The organism is Tardiphaga sp. P4_G1 (assembly GCF_056401215.1).
Genome location: NZ_JBFUJU010000003.1, coordinates 88,681 through 108,337, shown reverse-complemented (window position 1 = coordinate 108,337; position 19,657 = coordinate 88,681). Strand labels below are relative to the sequence as shown.

Annotated in this window: 20 protein-coding genes and 1 tRNA gene; 15 read left to right on the top strand and 6 right to left on the bottom strand. The window is 62.0% G+C overall.

Annotated features, from left to right (window positions below):
• Nucleotides 1–17: 17 nt before the first annotated feature.
• The gene (locus AC1DUY_RS08115; RefSeq protein ID WP_309941399.1) at nt 18–986 is read right to left on the bottom strand and encodes a complex I NDUFA9 subunit family protein; all 969 of its coding nucleotides are present in this window, start codon (nt 984–986) and stop codon (nt 18–20) included.
• A gap of 163 nt (nt 987–1,149) precedes the next feature.
• On the opposite strand from AC1DUY_RS08115, the gene AC1DUY_RS08110 reads away from it, so the two are divergent.
• A tRNA-Leu gene (locus AC1DUY_RS08110) sits at nt 1,150–1,236 on the top strand.
• 149 nt (nt 1,237–1,385) lie between these two features.
• Here the strand turns inward: AC1DUY_RS08110 and AC1DUY_RS08105 are convergent.
• From AC1DUY_RS08105 to AC1DUY_RS08095, 3 genes are all read right to left on the bottom strand, one after another.
• A complete protein-coding gene (locus AC1DUY_RS08105; RefSeq protein WP_439065455.1) occupies nt 1,386–2,021 on the bottom strand; it encodes a 2-dehydro-3-deoxy-6-phosphogalactonate aldolase in 636 nt (211 codons plus the stop codon).
• A complete protein-coding gene (locus AC1DUY_RS08100; protein WP_478113527.1) occupies nt 2,018–2,941 on the bottom strand; it encodes a 2-dehydro-3-deoxygalactonokinase in 924 nt (307 codons plus the stop codon). Before AC1DUY_RS08100 ends, AC1DUY_RS08105 begins: the two co-directional genes overlap by 4 nt.
• 114 nt (nt 2,942–3,055) lie before the next feature.
• Nucleotides 3,056–3,514, bottom strand: a complete 459-nt coding sequence (locus tag AC1DUY_RS08095) for a hypothetical protein (RefSeq protein ID WP_478113525.1) — start codon at nt 3,512–3,514, stop codon at nt 3,056–3,058.
• 211 nt (nt 3,515–3,725) lie between these two features.
• Between AC1DUY_RS08095 and AC1DUY_RS08090 the strand changes: the two genes are divergently transcribed.
• Genes AC1DUY_RS08090 through AC1DUY_RS08060 form a run of 7 tightly spaced genes read left to right on the top strand, consistent with a single transcriptional unit; the run spans nt 3,726 to nt 11,924 of the window.
• Complete coding sequence (locus tag AC1DUY_RS08090; protein ID WP_158596734.1) at nt 3,726–3,884, top strand: hypothetical protein; 159 nt, start codon at nt 3,726–3,728, stop codon at nt 3,882–3,884.
• A 10-nt stretch (nt 3,885–3,894) separates the two neighbouring features.
• The gene (locus tag AC1DUY_RS08085; RefSeq protein ID WP_081421711.1) at nt 3,895–3,984 is read left to right on the top strand and encodes a K(+)-transporting ATPase subunit F; all 90 of its coding nucleotides are present in this window, start codon (nt 3,895–3,897) and stop codon (nt 3,982–3,984) included.
• 28 nt (nt 3,985–4,012) lie between these two features.
• Nucleotides 4,013–5,716, top strand: coding sequence for a potassium-transporting ATPase subunit KdpA (gene kdpA / locus AC1DUY_RS08080; protein ID WP_478113522.1), 1,704 nt, complete (start codon nt 4,013–4,015; stop codon nt 5,714–5,716).
• Between the two features lie 20 nt (nt 5,717–5,736).
• Nucleotides 5,737–7,860, top strand: coding sequence for a potassium-transporting ATPase subunit KdpB (kdpB, locus tag AC1DUY_RS08075; protein ID WP_478113520.1), 2,124 nt, complete (start codon nt 5,737–5,739; stop codon nt 7,858–7,860).
• 11 nt (nt 7,861–7,871) lie between these two features.
• On the top strand, nt 7,872–8,477 hold the full coding sequence (locus AC1DUY_RS08070) for a K(+)-transporting ATPase subunit C (RefSeq protein WP_478113518.1): 606 nt from the start codon (nt 7,872–7,874) through the stop codon (nt 8,475–8,477).
• A gap of 40 nt (nt 8,478–8,517) precedes the next feature.
• On the top strand, nt 8,518–11,238 hold the full coding sequence (locus AC1DUY_RS08065) for a DUF4118 domain-containing protein (RefSeq protein ID WP_478113516.1): 2,721 nt from the start codon (nt 8,518–8,520) through the stop codon (nt 11,236–11,238).
• Nucleotides 11,235–11,924, top strand: a complete 690-nt coding sequence (locus AC1DUY_RS08060) for a response regulator (protein WP_478113514.1) — start codon at nt 11,235–11,237, stop codon at nt 11,922–11,924. The genes AC1DUY_RS08065 and AC1DUY_RS08060 overlap by 4 nt, the downstream gene beginning before the upstream one ends.
• Nucleotides 11,925–11,951: 27 nt before the next feature.
• Here the strand turns inward: AC1DUY_RS08060 and AC1DUY_RS08055 are convergent, their stop codons facing one another.
• The gene (locus AC1DUY_RS08055) at nt 11,952–12,491 is read right to left on the bottom strand and encodes a MarR family winged helix-turn-helix transcriptional regulator (RefSeq protein ID WP_158596735.1); all 540 of its coding nucleotides are present in this window, start codon (nt 12,489–12,491) and stop codon (nt 11,952–11,954) included.
• Between the two features lie 202 nt (nt 12,492–12,693).
• Here AC1DUY_RS08055 and AC1DUY_RS08050 point away from each other — a divergent pair, with 202 nt between their 5' ends.
• Genes AC1DUY_RS08050 through AC1DUY_RS08040 form a run of 3 tightly spaced genes read left to right on the top strand, consistent with a single transcriptional unit; the run spans nt 12,694 to nt 15,180 of the window.
• Complete coding sequence (locus AC1DUY_RS08050; protein ID WP_210269356.1) at nt 12,694–13,224, top strand: flavin reductase family protein; 531 nt, start codon at nt 12,694–12,696, stop codon at nt 13,222–13,224.
• A 51-nt stretch (nt 13,225–13,275) separates the two neighbouring features.
• A complete protein-coding gene (locus AC1DUY_RS08045; protein WP_478113511.1) occupies nt 13,276–14,775 on the top strand; it encodes a 4-hydroxyphenylacetate 3-hydroxylase family protein in 1,500 nt (499 codons plus the stop codon).
• Nucleotides 14,776–14,799: 24 nt separating this feature from the next.
• Entirely contained in the window at nt 14,800–15,180 is a 381-nt protein-coding gene (locus tag AC1DUY_RS08040) for a cupin domain-containing protein (protein WP_089266367.1), read from the top strand.
• On the opposite strand, the gene AC1DUY_RS08035 is transcribed toward AC1DUY_RS08040, so the two are convergent.
• A complete protein-coding gene (locus tag AC1DUY_RS08035; RefSeq protein ID WP_478113509.1) occupies nt 15,162–15,995 on the bottom strand; it encodes an NYN domain-containing protein in 834 nt (277 codons plus the stop codon). The two genes, AC1DUY_RS08040 and AC1DUY_RS08035, sit on opposite strands and share 19 nt — an antisense overlap.
• A 162-nt stretch (nt 15,996–16,157) precedes the next feature.
• Here AC1DUY_RS08035 and AC1DUY_RS08030 point away from each other — a divergent pair, with 162 nt between their 5' ends.
• From AC1DUY_RS08030 to lptB, 4 genes are all read left to right on the top strand, one after another.
• Nucleotides 16,158–16,772 carry a ribonuclease D gene (locus tag AC1DUY_RS08030; protein ID WP_068730302.1) on the top strand — a complete coding sequence of 205 codons (615 nt, stop codon included), beginning with the start codon at nt 16,158–16,160 and terminating at the stop codon, nt 16,770–16,772.
• A gap of 175 nt (nt 16,773–16,947) precedes the next feature.
• Entirely contained in the window at nt 16,948–17,697 is a 750-nt protein-coding gene (lptC, locus tag AC1DUY_RS08025; RefSeq protein ID WP_320446159.1) for an LPS export ABC transporter periplasmic protein LptC, read from the top strand.
• Nucleotides 17,694–18,374, top strand: a complete 681-nt coding sequence (locus tag AC1DUY_RS08020) for an LptA/OstA family protein (protein WP_478113506.1) — start codon at nt 17,694–17,696, stop codon at nt 18,372–18,374. The genes lptC and AC1DUY_RS08020 overlap by 4 nt, the downstream gene beginning before the upstream one ends.
• A 197-nt stretch (nt 18,375–18,571) precedes the next feature.
• The gene (gene lptB / locus AC1DUY_RS08015) at nt 18,572–19,588 is read left to right on the top strand and encodes an LPS export ABC transporter ATP-binding protein (RefSeq protein WP_478113504.1); all 1,017 of its coding nucleotides are present in this window, start codon (nt 18,572–18,574) and stop codon (nt 19,586–19,588) included.
• The last annotated feature ends 69 nt before the right edge of the window (nt 19,589–19,657 follow it).

Sequence of the window (19,657 nt, the reverse complement as noted above, 5' to 3'; positions counted from 1 at the left end):
CGGGGACGACAATATCGTCAGTTTATGCCGTTATGTGCGAACTGACCGGTGGCGCGGAAGCGCCAGAGATATTGTGGTGCAATCGCTTCCAGTGAATCAGCGGCAATACCCAAGCCATCCAGCGTTAGACCGGCCGCCTTGGCGGCTTCCGACACCACATTGTCGACACCAAGCATGGTGACCTGATCCGGCGTCAGCTTGAAGTCGCCCGGGGCAAATTGCAGGAAATAGGACTGAAGCTTGGCGATGGCCGTCGGGACCGGCAGCGTCATGCGCTTGCGCTCGATGGTCGCGAGGATGATGTCGATGATTTCACTCATCGTCAGCACTTCCGGACCGCCGAGTTCGTAAGTGGCGCCCGGCTTGGTCTTGCCGTCGACGGCATCGGCCGCAGCCTGGGCGACATCGCCCACATAGACCGGCTGCATCTTGGTCGTGGCGCCGAACACCGGCATCACCGGGGCCATCCGGGCGAGATTGGCAAATCGATTGGTGAACTGATCCTCGGGGCCGAATACGATCGATGGGCGCAGGATGGTCGCGGAAGGCACAGCCGCCAGCACGGCCTGCTCGCCGGCTGCCTTGGCACGGGCATAGGCCGATTCGGAATCGGCATCGGCGCCGATGGCTGAAAACTGCACCATCCGCGCGCCGATCTCGGCGGCGGCCTGCGCCACCGCGCCGGCGCCCCGCGCCTGCACGGCATCAAAGGTCTGCGCGCCGCTTTCGGTCAGGATACCCACCAGATTGACGACGATGCTGGCGTCGCGCATCGCGGCCTTGATCGAGGCGGGGTGGCGCAAATTGGCCTGAACGATATTGATCTGTCCGACACGGCCAAGCGGTTGCAGATGGCCGGCCAGTTCCGGCCGACGCACGGCGACCCTGATCCGATATTCGCGCTTGGCCAGCGCGCGGACCACATGGCGTCCCACGAAGCCGGATCCGCCGAAAACCGTAACGAGGGTGTCGATGGGGGCAGCCATGGATCAGTTCCTTGAGTCAGTCATGCAAGGGCAAAACGGGGGAATTTAGACCAATTCGCGATACGCCAACGCGCGAGGCCTGTACAGCGGATTTGGAATTGAACGAAGCAATTTGACAAGCGCGTAACGGCCCCCTACTAACCGCGCCACGTGCCTCGCACGTGCCCAGGTGGCGGAATTGGTAGACGCGCTGGCTTCAGGTGCCAGTGGCTTAACGGCCGTGAAGGTTCGAGTCCTTTCCTGGGCACCACGGTGCTCCTAAGTCTCTGATATTCAGAGCAATTCAATGAATTTGACAGTTTGAGGCTGCGCGGTCGATGCGTGCGGGCGCGGAGGTGTTTCTGCCTTGCCGCCGCCGCGAAGCGCGCGCCAACCGCGAACAGACATTGCACCCTGTTTCTAACGGGCCATCGCCTGATCATAGGCCGCGACAGAAGCCTGTGCGGTCGCCTTCACTTCGATAGCGCTCATTCCGGGCCGATACAGGCTGCTGCCAAGACCGAAGGCCTGTATGCCGGCGGCGACATAGTCCGCGAAATTCCGATCGGAAACACCACCAACAGCCCCGATCACGACGTCCCTGGGCAGAACCGCGCGAATGGCGGCGATGCCGGACGGGCCGAGGATCGATGCCGGAAAGAATTTCAGGGCGGAAGCTCCTGCACGTAGGGCGAGGAAAGCTTCGGTCGGCGAGAACACGCCGGGCATCGTGACCATGCCGCGGCTCACCGCCATCGCCAGCACATCGACATCGACATTCGGGCTCACCATCAGACGCCCGCCGACATCGGCGACGCGGGCGCAGTCATTCGCGGTGAGGACGGTGCCGGCGCCGATCAGGGTGTCGTTGCCAAATCGTTTGCAGATCCGTGCGATGGATTCGAACGGATCGGGCGAGTTCAGCGGCACTTCGATCAGCTCGAAGCCGGTATCGATCAACGTCTCGACGATGCTCTCCACCTCGTCGGGCTGCACGCCGCGCAGGATGGCGACGAGCGGACGCTTCACGGAGGGCCAACGGATTGGCTGGTTCATGTGAACTGAGCTCCCCACAGATGGATTGCGGCCTTGGTCAGGCCGTGTTGCGACGCGCGTTCGGCATCAACGATGGCGACCTCGAAGCCGGCAGCTGCAAGCGCCGACGCATAGAGATCCTTGAGCGCGCCGGCGCCGATCAGGCGTACCGGATGCCGCGTGCCATAGCGCGATCCGGCATCGGCGATTTCCGTGCCGATCAGGAGGCCCGACAGGCGCGCCGCGCCGTCGGCCTGTTGCTGGAAGCCGAGCAGTTGCGCCGCGCGCAAGCTGAATAGCGAGGCGGTCAAGCCGACCGGCGCATCGAGCGCGCGTTGCAGGCCATCGCGGAACGCGTCATTCGCGGCGGGCGACGGTGCGTCGTGATCCACCGCGTGTTTCAGGATGCTGTGTTGAGTGATGACCGAAAAGAGCTCGCCGGTCATATAGGTCGTGAATGACACCACGCTGCCGGCGTCGATCCAGACCCATTTGCTATGGGTGCCGGGAATGCAGACCAGACCGGTGAAGTCGGGTTCGGTCACGCCGAGCAGTTGCGTCTCTTCGCCGCGCATGACGTCGGGCACCGCGGCGTCGGCCTGGGCAATACCGGGTAGGATACGCACGTCGCCTTGCGTGTCGACACGCTGCGCACCGTCGTGCAAGGCGTCGAGGCGTGTCGGTGTGTGCAGATAGGGCGCCTCGATCCAGCCCTGTCGTGCGCCGGCCATACCACAGATCAACACAGGCAGGTTCTGCATTCCGCCAAGTTTGGCAAGATGATCGGCGAGCACCGGAGCGAAGCCTGCAGCCGCGCAATGCAGCATGCCTTCGGGCCCGCGCGTCTCCGCAAGCACGCTGCCATCGGCGGCCATCAACCAGCCTCGAAAGCTGCTGGTGCCCCAGTCGACCGCGACGAAAGCCGGTTTGTCTGATGTCACGTTTTGCTCTGGCTTGTCATGGCACGAATTCGTGCCGAGCATAGCCGAAAGCTTCACTCTTGGAAGGCTGTTCGCGGCAGTCTAGCTACAGCATTTCGCACCGCCCCTCTTCGCTCAACAGTAATTCTCACACAGCATCGGCTCGGAATCGGTGGGTTGAATCGCGCGCACGGGCGCTTGCGTCAGATGCGGCGTGCCTCCGCGGCTAGCAACAGCGCGAAATGCATCCAGGATCGCCATCGCCATGTCTGGGTGATGCGTCTCGACGGCGCTGTCCAACCAGTCAGGAAGGTCACGCTGGTTCGAGAGAGCGCAATGCCATTCACCTTCGTCATAAGCGAGCCGACGCAGTTGCCACCGCGGCAGTTCGATCGCGATCAGGGCAAGCGCGGCATCGGTCCAGGCGCCGGCAGCGACCAGGCGATCGAGGCGCTGGGCCTCCGCTGTGCGGCGCATTGCCGGCAGGCGCTTGCAGGCGGCGAGGCAGATCGCGGTGAAACTCGTAGCGTCAAGCGGAGCCGTTTCGGAGGGCGCCTCGGAAAGGGGCGTTCGCTGAATCGAGATGAACGACATGACGGGTCTCCATGAACAGCGCGATCTTCGGAAGACCGCATCATGCAATATCCGTAGTCCGTCATTTGAATACGAGGCAGCTTCGGGCACAAAGATATAAAGGCTGCATAAGCGCCCGAGGACTAGCGGCGCACGCGCACGCGCTCCGCCACGTCTTTATGAGATTCCTATAAGTTCGCTGCTGGCCTCATCTCGAAAACCTACGTCCTGAATGGCACCTGATCGTGCATCGGGCGCGCGAGCCGTTTGCTCCGTGCCGCCGCAGTCATTGCATCAGGAGCATTCCATGCTGGACATCGTCATGCTGGCCCTCGGGCTCGGCTTCTTCATTCTCACCCTGGGCTACGCCTATGCCTGCGAGCGGCTGTGAGGAGCGCATCATGATTTTCGATTACACGCTCGCCGGCTTCGTGTCCGCGGCATTGCTGATCTATCTCACTTACGCGCTGCTGCGGCCCGAGCGGTTCTGAGCGCGCGCACCTCAAAAGGTCAACTGACATGACAATGATTGGCTGGATTCAAATTGCTCTGTACTGCGCGGTGGTTCTCGCGCTGGTGAAGCCGCTCGGCGGCTACATGACATCCGTTTTCAACGGCGAGCGTACTTTCCTCTCTCCGATTCTGCGACCGGTCGAAGCCGGGCTGTACTGGATCGGTGGCGTCGACGAGAAACGTGAGCAGCACTGGCTGACCTATACGGTTGCCATGCTGCTGTTCCACGTGGTCGGCTTCCTCAGCCTCTACGCGATCATGCGGCTGCAGGCTGTGCTGCCGTTCAATCCTGCCGGGCAGTCCGCGGTCGCCGAAGATCTCTCCTTCAACACCGCGATCTCCTTCATCACCAACACCAACTGGCAGAACTACGGCGGCGAAAGCACCATGTCGTATCTGACCCAGATGCTGGGTCTGACGGTGCACAACTTCCTGTCGGCGGCCGCTGGCATTGCTTTGGCGGTTGCGCTGATCCGCGGCTTCGCACGCTCGTCGATGCGCACCATCGGAAATTTCTGGGTCGATATTACCCGTTGCACGCTCTATGTGCTGCTGCCGATCTGCATCGTCTACACGCTGTTCCTGGTTTGGCAGGGCATGCCGCAGACGCTCGGCGCCTATGTCGATGCGACGACGCTTGAAGGTGCGAAGCAGACCATCGCGGTTGGCCCCGTTGCGTCGCAGGTTGCCATCAAGATGCTCGGCACCAATGGCGGCGGCTTCTTCAACGCCAATGCGGCGCATCCGTTCGAGAACCCGACGGCGCTGTCGAACTTCATCCAGATGATCTCGATCTTCGCGCTGGGTGCGGCGATGACCAATGTGTTCGGCCGCATGGTCGGCAACCCCAGGCAAGGCTGGGCGATTCTGGCAGTGATGGGTGTGCTGTTTATTGTCGGCGTTGCCGTCACCTATGGCGCCGAAGCCTCGGGCACCACAGGCCTGAATGCACTCGGCCTCACCGGCGGCAATATGGAAGGCAAGGAGCTGCGCTTCGGCATCGTCGCCTCCAGCCTGTTCGCGGTCATCACCACGGCAGCGTCCTGCGGTGCGGTCAATGCGATGCATGACTCGTTTACAGCGATTGGCGGCATGATTCCGCTGATCAATATGCAACTCGGCGAGATCATCGTTGGCGGCGTCGGTGCCGGTCTCTATGGCATGCTGCTGTTCGTCGTACTGGCGATCTTCGTCGCTGGTCTGATGGTCGGTCGCACACCGGAATATGTCGGCAAGAAGATCGAGGCGCGCGAAGTAAAGATGGCGATGCTTGCCATTCTCGTCCTGCCGCTGATGTATCTCGGTTGGACCGCGGTGGCGGTGGTGCTGCCCTCGGCCGTGGCCTCCATGGCCAATGCTGGGCCGCATGGCTTCACCGAAGTGCTCTACGCCTTCACCTCAGCCACCGGCAATAACGGCTCGGCCTTCGGCGGGCTCACCGGCAACACCTTCTTTTACAACCTCACACTGGCGAGTTCGATGTTCGTCGGCCGCTTCTTCATGATCGTGCCCGCCATGGCGCTGGCCGGATCATTGGCCGCGAAGAAGTCGATTCCGGCTTCGGCCGGTACCTTGCCGACCACCGGCGGATTGTTCGTCGGCCTCGTCATCGGCGTGATCCTGATCATCGGCGGTCTCACTTTCTTCCCGGCACTCGCGCTCGGGCCGATCGTCGAGCACCTCGCGATGACCGCCAGCACCCTGTTCTGATCGGATTTGGAGTTATGTCCATGGAAACGTTGAAACTGCAGAAGCGGGTGCCGGTCTCGGCCATGCTCGATTCGAAAATTGTCATCCCAGCCATCGGCTCGGCTTTCAAAAAGCTTGATCCGCGGCTGATGATCAAGAATCCCGTGATGTTCGTGGTCGAGGTCGTCGCCGCACTCACCACGGTGATCTTCATCAAGAACGTCATCACCAGCGGAAGCGATCTGGGATTTGCGTTCCAGATCATCCTCTGGCTCTGGTTCACGGTGCTGTTTGCCAACTTTGCCGAAGCCATCGCCGAAGGGCGCGGCAAGGCGCAGGCGGAATCGCTGAAGAAGACCCGCACCGAAAGCCAGGCCAAGCTGCTCACCGGCAGCGACAGCGGCGACAAGAGCTACCGCATGGTCTCGGGCACCAGCCTGAAGGTCGGCGATGTCGTGCTGGTGGAAGCCGGCGACAACATCCCGTCCGACGGTGAAGTGATCGAAGGCGTGGCTTCAGTTAATGAGGCGGCGATCACCGGCGAGTCCGCACCTGTCATTCGTGAATCCGGCGGCGATCGCTCGGCGGTGACCGGCGGCACGCAGGTGCTGTCCGACTGGATTCGCGTCCGCATCACCGCGGCGCAAGGCTCGACCTTTATCGACCGCATGATCAAGCTGGTCGAAGGCGCCGAGCGGCAGAAAACGCCGAACGAGATCGCGCTGAACATTCTCCTGGTTGGCCTTACCATCATCTTCGTGTTCGCGACGGTGACGATCCCGAGCTATGCGGCTTATGCCGGTGGTTCGATCTCGGTGGTGGTGCTGGTGGCTTTATTCGTGACCCTGATCCCGACCACCATCGGCGCGCTGTTGTCGGCGATCGGCATTGCCGGCATGGATCGTCTGGTGCGCTTCAACGTGTTGGCGATGTCCGGTCGTGCGGTGGAAGCTGCCGGCGACGTCGATACGCTGCTGCTCGACAAGACCGGCACCATCACGCTCGGCAATCGTCAGGCGACAGCCTTCCGTCCGGTGCGCGGCGTGACCGAACAGGAACTGGCCGATGCGGCGCAGCTTGCATCGCTCGCGGACGAAACCCCGGAAGGCCGCTCCATCGTCGTGCTGGCCAAGGAGAAATACGGCATCCGCGGCCGCGACATGGCCGAACTGTCAGCGACTTTCGTGCCGTTCACCGCACAGACCCGGATGAGCGGTGTCGATGCCGGCGGCTCGTCGGTTCGCAAGGGCGCGGTGGATTCGATACTCGCTTACGTCAACGGTGGCGCGTCGTTCGCCGTGGCGTCCGGCAACACCGTGCGTGCGATGCAGCCGGCCACGATGTCGGACACGGCACGTGAAATCCAGGCGATCTCCGACGAGATTGCAAAGGGCGGCGGCACCCCGTTGGCGGTCGCGCGCGATGGCAAGTTGCTCGGCGTCATCCATTTGAAGGACATCGTCAAGGGCGGCATCCGTGAGCGTTTCGCCGAGCTGCGCCGCATGGGCATCCGTACCATCATGATCACCGGCGACAATCCGATGACCGCCGCAGCCATCGCAGCCGAAGCCGGCGTCGATGATTTCCTGGCGCAGGCGACACCCGAGGACAAGCTGCAGCTTATCCGCGACGAGCAGGCCAAGGGCAAGTTGGTGGCGATGTGCGGCGACGGCACCAACGACGCGCCGGCACTGGCGCAGGCCGATGTGGGCGTCGCGATGAACACCGGCACGCAGGCGGCGCGCGAGGCGGGCAACATGGTCGATCTGGACTCCAATCCGACCAAGCTCATCGAGGTCGTCGAAATCGGCAAGCAGCTCCTGATGACGCGAGGTGCGCTGACCACGTTCTCGATCGCCAATGACGTGGCGAAGTATTTCGCCATCATCCCGGCGATCTTCCTCGCCTTCTATCCGCAGCTTGAAGCGCTCAATGTCATGAAGTTGGCGAGCCCGCAGAGTGCCATCCTGTCGGCCATCATCTTCAATGCGATCATCATCATCGCGCTGATCCCGCTCGCCCTGAAAGGCGTCGCCTATCGCCCGATCGGCGCCGGCGCACTGCTCGGCCGCAACCTGCTGATCTACGGCCTCGGCGGCATCATCATTCCGTTCATCGGTATCAAGGCGATCGACCTCGTCGTCACCGCCCTGCACCTGGTTTGAGGAGTTACGTTATGTTGAGAGAAATTCGTCCGGCCATCGTTCTGCTGCTCGGTCTCACGGCCATCACCGGCCTCGCCTATCCGCTCGCGATGACGGGCGTCGCCGAAGCGATCATGCCGAACCAGGCGCAAGGCAGCCTCATCGAACGGGACGGCAAGGTTGTTGGCTCGTCCCTGATCGGTCAGGAATTCAAGGGTGATGAATACTTCCACGGCCGCCCGTCGGCGACCCTGGGTCCCGACCCGCAGGATTCCACCAAGACGGTGCCGCAGCCTTACAATGCCATCAACTCGATGGGCTCCAATCTTGGCCCGACCAGCAAGGCGCTGATCGACCGCGTGAAGGAGGACGTCGAGAAATTGAAGGCGGAGAATCCGTCGATGCCGGTGCCGATCGATCTCGTGACCACCTCGGGCAGCGGTCTCGACCCGAACATTTCGCCGGAGGGTGCGCTGTTTCAGGTGCCCCGCATCGCCAAGGCGCGCAAGCTGCCGGAGGACCGCGTCCGCCAGCTGGTGACAGATAAGGTCGAAGGCCGCCTCGGCGGTCTGCTGGGCGAACCGCGCGTTAACGTTCTTGCCTTGAATCTCGCGCTGGACGCCGCCGCACTGAAGTAGGCCGTCTAGGCCGCAGCCGTAGCGGAGACTATATTGCCTTATGGCAAATCAGCGCCGCGATCCCGATCAACGACCTTCGCCTGAAGCCTTGCTGGAAACAGCGAGGCGCGAGGAAGGTGCGGCCGGGCGGTTGAAGATTTTTGTCGGCGCCGCTCCCGGCGTCGGCAAGACCTACGAGATGCTGCAAAGCGCCCATGCCAGGCGCAAGGCGGGTGTCGATGTGGTGGTCGGTGTCGTCGAGACCCACGGCCGCGCGGAGACCGAGGCGCTGCTCACGGGCCTTGAAGTCATTCCCCGGCGCCGGATCGATCACAAGGGTCAGGTCCTCGAGGAAATGGACCTCGATGCGCTGATTGCGCGGCGCCCGCAGATCGCATTGGTGGACGAACTCGCCCATACCAACGCGTCCGGCAGCCGGCATCCGAAACGTTATCTCGACGCCGCAGAATTATTGGCCGCAGGGATCGACGTCTACACGGCAGTCAATATCCAGCACATCGAAAGCCTGAATGATGTGGTCGCCCAAATCACTCATGTGCGGGTGCGCGAGACCGTGCCGGATTCGGTGTTCGATCGTGCAGACGCCATCGAGCTGATCGACCTCACCCCGGACGATCTGATCCAGCGACTGAAGGAAGGCAAGGTCTACGTTCCCAAACAGGCCGAGCGTGCGCTGGAACATTATTTCTCGCCCGGCAATCTCACGGCGTTGCGCGAGCTGGCGTTGCGCCGCACGGCCGACCGGGTCGATGAGCAATTGCTCACGCATATGCAGGCCAATGCCATTGCCGGCCCGTGGGCTGCCGGCGAACGCATTCTGGTCTGTATCAGTGAGGACCCGCGCTCAGCCGGGCTGGTGCGCTACACCAAGCGTCTCGCGGACCGGCTTCACGCGCCGTGGACGGCGGTCAGCATCGAGACGCGACGCAGCCTTCAACTCACCGAAGAACAGCGCGACCGGCTGGCCGATACGCTGCGGCTTGCCGAGGCACTTGGCGCCGAAGCGCTGACGATTCCGGGCGCAGGCCGGCGCATCGCCGACGATCTGCTCGGTTATGCCCATGCCAACAACGTTACCCAGATTGTGATTGGCAAGGCATCACGGTCGTGGTGGTTCGAGCTGGTGCGCGGTTCGGTGGTGCATGATCTCGTGCGGCGCGCCGGCAATATCAGTGTGCATGTGATCGCCGGCGATGCGTTGCCAGCGGAGCCAGCTGCGAAACGTGCGCAGATGACCGATCGCGTCGAGCCGTTCGATGCAAAGCCCTATATTGCGGCGCTGGCAGTCGTGGCGCTGGCTCTTGGAGCCGCAACGCTGCTGCGTCCGATCTTCGGGATCGAGAATGTCGATCTGATGTTTCTCACCGCCGTGGTCGGCGTCGCCGTGCGCTTTGGTCTCTGGCCATCGCTGCTGGCGAGCGTGGTGGCATCGCTGAGCTATAATTTTTTCTTCCTGCCGCCGGTCTATACGCTCACCATCACCGATCCGACCAATGTGGCGGCCTTCTTCTTCTTCATGCTGATCGCCATTCTCGTGTCCAATGTCGCGGCGCGGGTGCGCACCCAGGCCGTCTCGGCCTTTGGCCGTGTGCGCACAACCGAGTCGCTCTATGCGTTCAGCCGCAAACTCGCGGGTACGGCGGCGCTTGACGACGTGCTGTGGGCGAGCGCGTATCAGATCGCATTGATGCTGAAGGTGCGGGTTGTGTTGCTGTTGCCGGAGCAGGGTGTGATCACCGTCAAGGCCGGATATCCGCCTGAGGACGAATTGGACAAGGCGGATCTGGCCGCTGCCAACTGGGCCTGGAGCAATGATCGCCCCGCCGGTCGTGGCTCTGAAACATTGCCCGGCGCGAAGCGGCTGTTTCTGCCGATGCGGACCGGTCGTGGACCGATCGGTGTGATCGGCATCGACGATGATCGCACTGGGCCATTGCTAACACCCGACCAGCGCCGGTTGCTGGATGCGCTTGTGGATCAGAGCGCACTCGCCATCGAGCGCGTGCAACTTGTGGAAGACATGGACCGTGCGCAGCGCAACGTCGAATCCGATAGGTTGCGTCAGGCGCTGCTGACCTCGATCTCGCATGACCTGAAGACGCCGCTGGCCTCCGTGCTCGGTGCGGCTTCCACGCTGCGCGATCTATCGCCGAAGCTCAGCGAGGCCGAGAAGGCCGATCTGCTCGGCACGGTGATCGACGAATCCGAGCGGCTGAACCGTTTCATCGCTAATCTGCTGGATATGACCAAACTGGAGTCCGGTGCCGTGGTGCCGAATGCAACGCTGCAGGATCTCGCGGAGATCGTCGGCAGCGCGCTGCGCCGGGCCGGCAAGATCCTCAGCAGGCATCGCGTCGCGCTCGATCTGGCGCCAAACCTGCCCATGCTGGAGCTCGATGCGGTACTGTTCGAGCAGGTGCTGTTCAATTTGCTTGATAATGCCGCGAAATATGCCCCGGATGACACCACCATCGCGATCAGGGCCATACGCGATGCGGACTCAGTTTCGCTGCAGGTGACGGACGAGGGGGCAGGCATTCCACCCGCCGATCTCGAGCAGGTGTTCGATAAATTCTATCGCGCCAACAAGGGCGATCACGTTCGGGCGGGCACCGGCCTCGGCCTTGCGATCTCCCGGGGCTTTGTTGAGGCAATGCATGGCACCATTTCGGCCACCAATCGCGCCGACCGATCAGGCGCCGTGCTGACCATCCGCCTTCCCATCCCGCCGGCCTCCGAAGCTCTGGACACCGCCGCATGAACATCGCCGCCATCAAGGTCCTAGTCATCGATGATGAGCCGCCGATCCGCAAATTGCTGCGCATGGGCCTCAGCACCCAGGGCTATGACATCCTTGAGGCCAGCAACGGCAAGATCGCGCTGGAGAAACTGGCGGAGAAACCCGCTTTGATCATCCTCGATCTGGGCCTGCCGGACATCCAGGGCCACGATCTGCTGCAGATGATTCGCGCGCGCGATGACAGCGTGCCGATCGTGGTGCTGTCCAGCCGCGGGGACGAGGCTGGCAAGGTGCAGGCGCTCGATCTCGGTGCCGACGACTATCTCACCAAGCCGTTCGGCATGGATGAACTGCTGGCGCGCATGCGGGCCGCGCTCAGGCATCAGCTGCAGGTTCATGGCGAGCGGCCGGTATTCCGCTCCGGGGAATTGTCGGTCGATCTGGTGCGCCGCATCGTCAAGGTGGGTGACCGTGAGGTGAAACTGTCACCAAAGGAATATGAGTTGCTGCGGGTCCTGGTGCAGCATGCCGGCAAAGTGCTGACCCATCGGTTTCTGCTGAAGGAATTGTGGGACGAGCTCACCGACGCACAATATCTGCGCGTTTATGTCCGCCAGCTGCGTCAAAAGATCGAGCTCGATCCGGAGCGCCCGCAATTCGTCCTGACCGAAACGGGTATCGGCTACCGGCTGCGCGCCGGAGAATAGCTAACGACAAACCCGTCAAACAGCAGGTTATTTGGTCTGCCGGGCGACCGATGCCGGTGCGTTGTAGTCCAGCAGCCGGATCGCCTCGTCGGCGGCGTCCACCATCTCCGACATCAGCTTGCGCGTTCGCTCGAAATCCGCAGCCGACATGCTGCGAAACAGCATATCGTTCACCGGACGCTGAACGGGTGCCAATTCATTGAGCAGCGCGCGCGCTTTCGGCGTGATGGTCAGAATGACGCGGCGGCGATCTTCCTCATCGGTCTCTTTTTCAACAAGGCCGTTTGATACCAGCTTGTTGATCTCGATCGTAATGAACGCGCCGCTGAAGTGCAGGTGCTCGGCGACCTGATTGACGCCGATCTTCTCATCCGTGCCGCTCAAATGAGCAATGGCGATCAGCACGGTGTATTGCGTGCCGGACAGGCCGATCACTGCGCCGAGTTGCCCGCGCACAGCCTGAAGCCGCGCCGAAAACGCCAATGTGTCATGGACAAATTGACGGAAAGCCCGATCCGATCCGTCGACCATCAATTGTGGCCGCGAAATCGTCGGTTCTACCTTCATTTTACGTGATTTGCTCTTAATCGCCATCAGGTCCCCGCACACCTATGAGTCGTATAGCGGCGGCGTTACGCACAAACAAGTTGGAACCAGTGCGTTTTGATAGCAGGCCAGCCATGCTTGACAGTGCGCACTTTCGTTCGATAATATAGCTTTGTTATAAAGCTAATGCGCGTCGTTCAGGTTTCGCGATCAGGAGATGACCATGGGCGCCACTGCGGACGTGGATCCTCGCGCCTTCCGACAGGCGCTCGGACAGTTTGCCACCGGCGTCGCCGTGATCACGGCCGAAGCGGCCGATGGCCAGGCGATCGGCTTGACCATGAGTTCGTTCAACTCGGTCTCGGTGGACCCGCCGCTGATCCTGTTCTCGATCGACCGCAAGGCCTTCAGCCTCAAGGCGATGACCGAGGCCAAAGGTTATGCCGTGAACATCCTCGGCCGCGATCAGGAGCATCTGTCGAACAAGTTCGCCAGGGCGCTCGGCGACAAGTGGGCGGCGGTCGAACATACGCTGGGCCATGAGGCGGCGCCCCTGATCGCCGGCGCGCTCGCACACTTCGAATGTGCGCCATACGCGCAATATGACGGCGGGGACCATGTGATCTTCGTCGGCCGGGTGGTGAAGTTCAGCGCCTATCCGGCCAACGAGCCGTTGGTCTTCTTCCGTGGGGCCTATCGCAGCCTTGCAAGCACCGAGCGCAGCCCGGAATGGCCGCTGCCGATGCACTACTGAAATAACGCACCTGAAAATGCTATCCATGACTGAAAGTGATCGAGGCAACCCATGATCAAGACCGGCGAACAGCATATCGCGAGCCTGCGCGACGGCCGTGAAATCTATCTCGATGGCGAGCTGGTGGATGACGTGACCACCCATCCGGCCTTCCGGGGGGCGGTGGCTTCGATCGGACGGATGTTCGATTTCCAGAGCGCGCCGGAAAATCGCGAGCTGATGACTTTCGAGACCGAGACTGGCACCCGAGCCAACCGGATCTGGGAATTGCCCGGCAGCTATGATGCGCTGGTCAATCGTCGCCGCGGGCTGGAAGCCTGGACCGAGCTGCATGCCGGCTTCATGGGCCGCGCGCCGGATCACGTCGCCTCCTGCATCGCCGGCATGTATATGGGCGTCGAGGTATTCGAAGCCTACAACGAGGATCGCGCCAAGGCGCTGGCGGATTACTATCGCTACGCCCGCGACAACGACCTCTACCTCACTTATGTGATCATCAACCCGCAGGCCGACCGCTCCAAGAGCGCCGCCGAGCAAGCCGATCCGTTCCTGTCAGCAGGCGTGGTGTCGCGCGATGCCGAGGGTCTGACGATCCGTGGCGCCAAGATGTTGGCCACCGGTGGCATCATGGCCAACGAGGTGTTCGTCACCTGTATCCAGCCGCTGCAGCCCGGCGACGAGAAATATGCGGTGTCTTTCGCGATTCCGATGAATACCAAGGGTCTGAAGGTCCTGTCGCGGAAGTCCTATGAAGCCGCGTCGCCGTCGGTGTTCGACAATCCGCTGTCGAGCCGCTTCGATGAAAACGATGCCGTGCTGTATTTCGACGACGTGAAGGTGCCTTGGGATCGGGTGTTCATCGTCGATGACATCGCGATGTGCCAGAAGCAGTTCCACGCGACCCCGGCGCATGTGTATCAGAACTATCAGGCCATGATCCGGCTCTCGGTGAAGCTGCGCTTCCTGATCGGGATCGCGCACCGGACCGCCGAGACCAATGGTATCGCCGGCTTTCCGCAGGTCAGGGAAATGCTAGGCCAGCTCGTAGCCGAAGTGTCGATGGTCGAAGCCTTCGTCGTTGCGATGGAGACCAAGGGCACGCAGCGCGGCGCTTATTACGTGCCGGACCGGGCGATGCTGTATTCGGCACAGGTCCTCACCCAGCAGCTCTATTCCAAGGTCATCAACACGCTGCGCGAGCTCGCCGGCGGCGGCATGATCATGCTGCCGTCCTCGGTGAAGGACTTCGCCAATCCGGAATTGGCGCGTCTGATCGGCAAGACCCAGCAGTCCCCCGCGGCCAGCGCGACCGAGAAGGTCAAGTTTTACAAGCTGGCCTGGGACGCGGTCGGCTCCGAATTCGCCTCGCGTCACTCGCAATACGAGATGTTTTTCGCCGGCGCGACCTTCGTCACCAAGGGCCATGCCTTCCGCACCTATGACTGGATGAGGTCGGCGGCGTTGCTCGACAAAATGCTGTCCAGCTATGACCTAGCCGACGAAGTCTCCACCTTAACGGCGCCGGCTGCCTCGCCGCGCGCTGTCGCTTGATCTGTCCCTTCAGGAAAACCGACCATGGCCATCAATAAACTTCACGATGAATTCCGTACCGTCGATATGTCTTCGGGATGGGAGACGCCCGCGGGCTATCCGGCAGGCATCCAGCAGAAAATCTTGTCGGGGGCGCTCGACGAAGTGAACAAGCGTGGCAGCCGCACCCGCCTGCTGCGCTTTGAGCCAGGCGTCTACACCACCGAGCCGTTCGTGCACGAATATTGGGAAGAAGTGTTCCTGTTCACCGGCGACCTGATCGTCGGCAATGACAAGCAGGGCAACGGCGGCGAGTCCTTCAAACCGAACACCTATGCTTGCCGTCCGCCCGGTGCCTATCACGGCCCGTTCAAGTCGGTCGGCGGCTGCGTGTTGATGGAAATCCACTATTTCGACCCGGCCTGAGCCGTTTCGCGTCTCCTCCTGATGGCGGCGCGCTTTCTTTGTGGCGCGACCGCTGCTTCTTCGGAAGGTTTCTCGGCCGGCGTGGCCGTCTTCGGTTTGATCCGAAGTCGCAAACGTCCGGTTGAGCCCTCTCCGACCTCGAATGTCTCCATTTTGCGCACCAGGTCGCTCAGCTTCTTGAAGCCGTAGGTGCGGACGTCAAAGTCGGACACGGTGTTCGGAAGTTGTTCTCCGACCCGGTCCAGATTGACCCAGCCGTCTTCGTTGCTCAGTTGGGATACCACCTTTTCCAGAATGGGAACTGCGGCAGCGGGGCTTTGCAAGGCTGCTGGTTTTGATGGTTGCTCTGTGCTTGCCGTTGCGCGTTCGGGTCTCAGGTTCTCCGTATAGATGAAGCGCCGGCACGCCTGCCGAAAACTCTCGGGTGTTTTCCGCGTGCCGAAGCCGTAGACGTCAGCGCCCTGCTCGCGCAGCCGTGAGGCGAGACGTGTGAAGTCGCTATCGGAGGACGCCAGGCAAAAGCCGTCGAACCGCCCGCTATGCAGCAGGTCCATCGCGTCGATCACCAGCGCGATGTCGGACGAGTTCTTGCCCTTAGTGTAGGCGAACTGCTGATAAGGATCGATGGCGTGCTTTTGCAGGATGTCGGCCCAGGATCTGAGCTGCGGACTTGAGAAGTCGCCGTAGATCCGGCGAACGCTGGCTTCGCCGAATTTGGAGATTTCCTCGAACAAGCTGCCGGCAATCTGCGGAGACGTGTTGTCGGCATCGATCAGGACCGCGAAACGGGGCAAACGCTGCTGTGCGACGTTCATCTGCAACCTCTGCCCGCTGGATGAATGGCCCGCTCAGTCTGTCAGCTTTTTGCTGCAGGCGAAACATGCCTGGGGGAGCGTATCTCTCGTCAGCCCGGCCATTGCGCGGTAAAGTCACCCAAATCCCGCGAATCGCGGGCGCTGAAAGAGGCAATTGAGACCATGACCATCCGCCTGCATCGCGGCGATTTGCCGGATTTGAGCCGCTACACCGATTCGGTTGCGATCGACACCGAGACCATGGGTCTCAATCCGCATCGGGACCGGCTATGCGTGGTGCAGCTCTCGCCGGGCGATGGCAGCGCCGATGTCGTGCAGATCCCGATGGGCCACACGGACGCGCCGAACCTGAAGAAGCTGCTCGGCGATCCCAAGGTGACCAAGATCTTTCACTTTGCGCGGTTCGATCTCGCCGCTCTCTACAATGCGCTCGGCGTCATGCCCGAGCCGGTCTATTGCACCAAGATCGCTTCCCGCCTGTGCCGCACCTATACCGACAGGCATGGTCTCAAGGATCTGGTCCGCGAAGTCCTCGGCGTCGATCTGTCGAAGCAGCAGCAGTCGAGCGACTGGGGCAGTCAGACCCTCAGCGAGGCCCAGCTCTCCTACGCGGCGTCGGACGTGCTGCATCTGCATGGGCTGCGCGAGCGGCTGAACGTCATGCTGGCACGGGAGGGCCGCACCGAACTGGCGCAGGCCTGTTTCGACTTCCTCCCGACCCGGGCCAAACTGGACCTCTCGGGCTGGGAAAACGAGGACATTTTCGCTCATTCGTGACCGGCCTGCGGCGAAGTGACTTTCTGAAACAGTTCAGGGTCCCTCCCGCCGCGTTTCGGTCATACTCCTCGTTCTGGTGGGCGGGGCTGCAAACCGGTGCATTTCAGCGTAGACTGGCGCCGGTTTGGCAGGCCTTTCGGTGTGGCCCTTTTCGGCATGGCCCGTTGGAGCGACGGTGAGTTCAGTTCAGATTCCCAGCTATCAGGCGGGCATGGATGCGCGGTTCAGGGCCGCGGCACGCCATAGCCGTCTGGTGCGTCTGCTGCGGATTGCTGTCCCTGCCGTCGTGATCCTGTCGATGGCGGCAATTGTCGGCGTGTCGATCTTCAATCCGTTCCGGATCCTCGCCAAATTGCCGCTCGACATGGGCAATCTGGTCGTTTCGGGGACCAAGATCACCATGGAGACGCCGCATCTGGCCGGTTTCTCGCCGGACGGACGGCCATATGAGTTATGGGCCAAGGCCGCGACGCAGGATCTGACGGACCCCGACAATGTCGAACTGACAACCTTGCGCGCCAAGGTGATGATGGAAGACAAGTCGACGATGACGATGGATGCCCGCACCGGGAAGTTCAATTCGAAATCGCAGATGCTCTATCTGTATCAGGACATTTTCCTGCAAACGACGACCGGCTACGAAGCCAAGCTGACACAGGCGAACATTGATATTGCCAATGGCACGGTCACGTCGGACGAACCGGTCGATGTCAAACTTCTTAACGGCACTTTGCTCGGGCAACGGATGCGCATCACGGAACACGGTGAGCTGGTTCGGTTCGAGGGTGGTGTGTCGATGAACCTGAAGATGGACCCGCCTTCGCCGGATGCTTCGGCTCAGCCTGAGACCGCGGCAGAGCCCGAAGTCGCGCCGGAGCCCGTGAAACCGCGGGCCGCCAACGGCAAGCGCGCCAACGCGAAATGAATGTGATGATTTTTCCCGTAAGCAATGTCCGATTTCGCGGGGTGACCGGCGCTGCGATCGCCGTGCTCGTGCTGGCTTTGACGGCCGATGCACATGCGCAGAGCGCGGTGCAGGGTGTGCCGAATGCCATGCAGGGCTTCTCGCAGAATCGCGATCAGCCCATTCAGATCGAGGCCGCATCGCTGGAAATGCGCGACAAGAAAAAGGAAGCGACTTTCGCAGGCGATGTGAAGGTCGTGCAGGGCGACACCACGATGAAGTCGAAGACTCTCGTGGTCTTCTATGACGGCGGCGGCTCCGCGAACGAACCGGCGGCCAAGGCTGCGCCCAAGGCGCCGATCAAGGCGGCGCAGCCGGGCCCGGGCGGCTCGTCGGCGATCAAGCGGCTTGAAGCGCGCGGCGGCGTCATCGTCACCCAGAAAGACCAGGTCGTCACCGGCGAGACGGCGGTGTTCGACACCCGGACCAATCTCGTCACCATGCAGGGCAATGTTGTGCTCACCCAGGGCAAGAACGTACTGCGCGGCGATCGTCTGACCGTGGATATGACCACGGGTACATCACGCGTCGAATCCAACAGCGGCAGGGTCCAAGGCATGTTCGAGTCGTCCGGCCAGAAAGGTGGCGGTGGCCCGACCTCAATCATACCCGGACCTGCAGGCGGAAAACCCAAGTAACTTGAAGGGTTTGCCGATATGGACGAGCGGGATCCGGTTGAATCTGGCTGCGTAACCCGTTATCGCCATTGTTTTAATCGACATGGAAGGCTTGGCGTTCGGCTGGGCAAGGGACATCTAGTCCGCCATGCTGTTCCCAGTGATCGAACATGCCGCGATCTGGCGCGGATGACGTTTAAAGGCTGATCGAAGCGCGAATGGTTGATTTCCTCGGCATGTTCCGTCGGCGCGCTCCAAAACGCGGTCCGCAGGGTTTTGCGCGGTCGCCGGTCGACATCACGGCGCTCGGCGACAGCATGGGCGACATGCTGGGCAATCCCAGCCGTGAGGCGCCGCCACTGGCGCGCACCGCCCCGGCCGATACGCCGCAGGTTCCGCAGGCCGGGGGTGAGGCGCCGCGTGCCCCGCAGCCTGCACCGGCCCGTCGTCCGGACAAGGCGCCGCCGCGGCCCCGGACCAACGGCGCCGCCGCGCCAAAAGCGACCCCGCGCGCGGGTTATCTGGCCGTCCATAATGTGAAAAAGAGCTTCGGTTCACGCCAGGTTACCCGCGGCGTCAGCATTTATGTTCGCCGCGGCGAGGCCGTCGGTCTGCTCGGACCGAACGGCGCCGGCAAGACCACGGTGTTCTACATGATCACCGGCCTGATCAAGCCCGACAGCGGCGCTATTGAGCTTGACGGCCACGACGTCACCCAGCTGCCGATGTATCAGCGTGCGCGCCTCGGCATCGGCTATCTACCGCAGGAAGCCTCGATTTTTCGCGGCCTCACGGTCGAGCAGAACATCCGTGCGGTGCTGGAGGTCGTCGAGCCCAGCCGCAAGAAACGCGAGCGCGAGCTCGACGGGCTGCTCGAAGAGTTCAACATCCAGAGACTGCGCAAGTCGCCGTCGATCGCGCTGTCCGGCGGTGAGCGCCGCCGCGTTGAAATTGCGCGCGCGCTGGCGACGCGGCCGAATTACATGCTGCTCGACGAGCCCTTTGCCGGCATCGACCCGATTGCGGTGGGGGATATTCAGGACCTGGTCCGTCACCTGACCAATCGCGGCATCGGCGTGCTCATCACCGACCACAACGTGCGCGAAACGCTGGGGCTGACAGACCGCGCCTACATCGTCTATGCTGGTGAAATCCTGACGGAGGGATCTCCAGAGGAGATCGTTGCTGACCCGGACGTGCGTCGCCTTTACCTTGGCGAGGAATTCCGCCTCTAGACCAAATTTACAATTCGTCAAGCCGTGTACATCAGGCCGGGAAAGAGATAAGCAAGAAACGGACCAACT

What these genes read in the sequence shown, in the direction of transcription:
- AC1DUY_RS08090 (WP_158596734.1), top strand. Translation starts at nt 3,726, where the DNA reads ATGGCACCTGATCGTGCATCGGGCGCGCGAGCCGTTTGCTCCGTGCCG.
- kdpA (WP_478113522.1), top strand. Translation starts at nt 4,013, where the DNA reads ATGACAATGATTGGCTGGATTCAAATTGCTCTGTACTGCGCGGTGGTT.
- AC1DUY_RS08035 (WP_478113509.1), bottom strand. Translation starts at nt 15,995, where the DNA reads ATGAACGTCGCACAGCAGCGTTTGCCCCGTTTCGCGGTCCTGATCGAT.
- AC1DUY_RS08050 (WP_210269356.1), top strand. Translation starts at nt 12,694, where the DNA reads ATGGGCGCCACTGCGGACGTGGATCCTCGCGCCTTCCGACAGGCGCTC.
- AC1DUY_RS08020 (WP_478113506.1), top strand. Translation starts at nt 17,694, where the DNA reads ATGAATGTGATGATTTTTCCCGTAAGCAATGTCCGATTTCGCGGGGTG.
- AC1DUY_RS08095 (WP_478113525.1), bottom strand. Translation starts at nt 3,514, where the DNA reads ATGTCGTTCATCTCGATTCAGCGAACGCCCCTTTCCGAGGCGCCCTCC.
- AC1DUY_RS08055 (WP_158596735.1), bottom strand. Translation starts at nt 12,491, where the DNA reads ATGAAGGTAGAACCGACGATTTCGCGGCCACAATTGATGGTCGACGGA.
- AC1DUY_RS08085 (WP_081421711.1), top strand. Translation starts at nt 3,895, where the DNA reads ATGATTTTCGATTACACGCTCGCCGGCTTCGTGTCCGCGGCATTGCTG.
- kdpB (WP_478113520.1), top strand. Translation starts at nt 5,737, where the DNA reads ATGGAAACGTTGAAACTGCAGAAGCGGGTGCCGGTCTCGGCCATGCTC.
- AC1DUY_RS08065 (WP_478113516.1), top strand. Translation starts at nt 8,518, where the DNA reads ATGGCAAATCAGCGCCGCGATCCCGATCAACGACCTTCGCCTGAAGCC.
- AC1DUY_RS08070 (WP_478113518.1), top strand. Translation starts at nt 7,872, where the DNA reads ATGTTGAGAGAAATTCGTCCGGCCATCGTTCTGCTGCTCGGTCTCACG.
- AC1DUY_RS08115 (WP_309941399.1), bottom strand. Translation starts at nt 986, where the DNA reads ATGGCTGCCCCCATCGACACCCTCGTTACGGTTTTCGGCGGATCCGGC.
- AC1DUY_RS08105 (WP_439065455.1), bottom strand. Translation starts at nt 2,021, where the DNA reads ATGAACCAGCCAATCCGTTGGCCCTCCGTGAAGCGTCCGCTCGTCGCC.
- lptB (WP_478113504.1), top strand. Translation starts at nt 18,572, where the DNA reads ATGGTTGATTTCCTCGGCATGTTCCGTCGGCGCGCTCCAAAACGCGGT.
- AC1DUY_RS08045 (WP_478113511.1), top strand. Translation starts at nt 13,276, where the DNA reads ATGATCAAGACCGGCGAACAGCATATCGCGAGCCTGCGCGACGGCCGT.
- AC1DUY_RS08040 (WP_089266367.1), top strand. Translation starts at nt 14,800, where the DNA reads ATGGCCATCAATAAACTTCACGATGAATTCCGTACCGTCGATATGTCT.
- AC1DUY_RS08030 (WP_068730302.1), top strand. Translation starts at nt 16,158, where the DNA reads ATGACCATCCGCCTGCATCGCGGCGATTTGCCGGATTTGAGCCGCTAC.
- AC1DUY_RS08060 (WP_478113514.1), top strand. Translation starts at nt 11,235, where the DNA reads ATGAACATCGCCGCCATCAAGGTCCTAGTCATCGATGATGAGCCGCCG.